This is a genomic window from Vibrio sp. YT-16 (assembly GCF_033337405.1).
Taxonomy (GTDB): Bacteria; Pseudomonadota; Gammaproteobacteria; order Enterobacterales; family Vibrionaceae; genus Vibrio; species Vibrio alginolyticus.
In genome coordinates this window covers 1-1,587 of the sequence record NZ_JAWOQQ010000066.1, presented here as the reverse complement: position 1 = coordinate 1,587, position 1,587 = coordinate 1, and the positions used below count along the sequence as shown (strand labels likewise).

Genomic DNA, 1,587 nt, shown 5'->3' with positions numbered 1-1,587 from the left:
AATGTTCAGTATTCATTGAGCCGAACAAAATCTTAAATTGAAGAGTTTGATCATGGCTCAGATTGAACGCTGGCGGCAGGCCTAACACATGCAAGTCGAGCGGAAACGAGTTATCTGAACCTTCGGGGGACGATAACGGCGTCGAGCGGCGGACGGGTGAGTAATGCCTAGGAAATTGCCCTGATGTGGGGGATAACCATTGGAAACGATGGCTAATACCGCATGATGCCTACGGGCCAAAGAGGGGGACCTTCGGGCCTCTCGCGTCAGGATATGCCTAGGTGGGATTAGCTAGTTGGTGAGGTAAGGGCTCACCAAGGCGACGATCCCTAGCTGGTCTGAGAGGATGATCAGCCACACTGGAACTGAGACACGGTCCAGACTCCTACGGGAGGCAGCAGTGGGGAATATTGCACAATGGGCGCAAGCCTGATGCAGCCATGCCGCGTGTGTGAAGAAGGCCTTCGGGTTGTAAAGCACTTTCAGTCGTGAGGAAGGTAGTGTAGTTAATAGCTGCATTATTTGACGTTAGCGACAGAAGAAGCACCGGCTAACTCCGTGCCAGCAGCCGCGGTAATACGGAGGGTGCGAGCGTTAATCGGAATTACTGGGCGTAAAGCGCATGCAGGTGGTTTGTTAAGTCAGATGTGAAAGCCCGGGGCTCAACCTCGGAATAGCATTTGAAACTGGCAGACTAGAGTACTGTAGAGGGGGGTAGAATTTCAGGTGTAGCGGTGAAATGCGTAGAGATCTGAAGGAATACCGGTGGCGAAGGCGGCCCCCTGGACAGATACTGACACTCAGATGCGAAAGCGTGGGGAGCAAACAGGATTAGATACCCTGGTAGTCCACGCCGTAAACGATGTCTACTTGGAGGTTGTGGCCTTGAGCCGTGGCTTTCGGAGCTAACGCGTTAAGTAGACCGCCTGGGGAGTACGGTCGCAAGATTAAAACTCAAATGAATTGACGGGGGCCCGCACAAGCGGTGGAGCATGTGGTTTAATTCGATGCAACGCGAAGAACCTTACCTACTCTTGACATCCAGAGAACTTTCCAGAGATGGATTGGTGCCTTCGGGAACTCTGAGACAGGTGCTGCATGGCTGTCGTCAGCTCGTGTTGTGAAATGTTGGGTTAAGTCCCGCAACGAGCGCAACCCTTATCCTTGTTTGCCAGCGAGTAATGTCGGGAACTCCAGGGAGACTGCCGGTGATAAACCGGAGGAAGGTGGGGACGACGTCAAGTCATCATGGCCCTTACGAGTAGGGCTACACACGTGCTACAATGGCGCATACAGAGGGCGGCCAACTTGCGAAAGTGAGCGAATCCCAAAAAGTGCGTCGTAGTCCGGATTGGAGTCTGCAACTCGACTCCATGAAGTCGGAATCGCTAGTAATCGTGGATCAGAATGCCACGGTGAATACGTTCCCGGGCCTTGTACACACCGCCCGTCACACCATGGGAGTGGGCTGCAAAAGAAGTAGGTAGTTTAACCTTCGGGGGGACGCTTACCACTTTGTGGTTCATGACTGGGGTGAAGTCGTAACAAGGTAGCGCTAGGGGAACCTGGCGCTGGATCACCTCCTTA

The 1,587-nt window shown here is 53.3% G+C and carries 1 rRNA gene; it reads left to right on the top strand.

Features of this window, described 5'->3' with window-relative positions:
* Positions 1–34 precede the first annotated feature (34 nt).
* Positions 35–1,587 (top strand): 16S ribosomal RNA (locus R7F07_RS24730).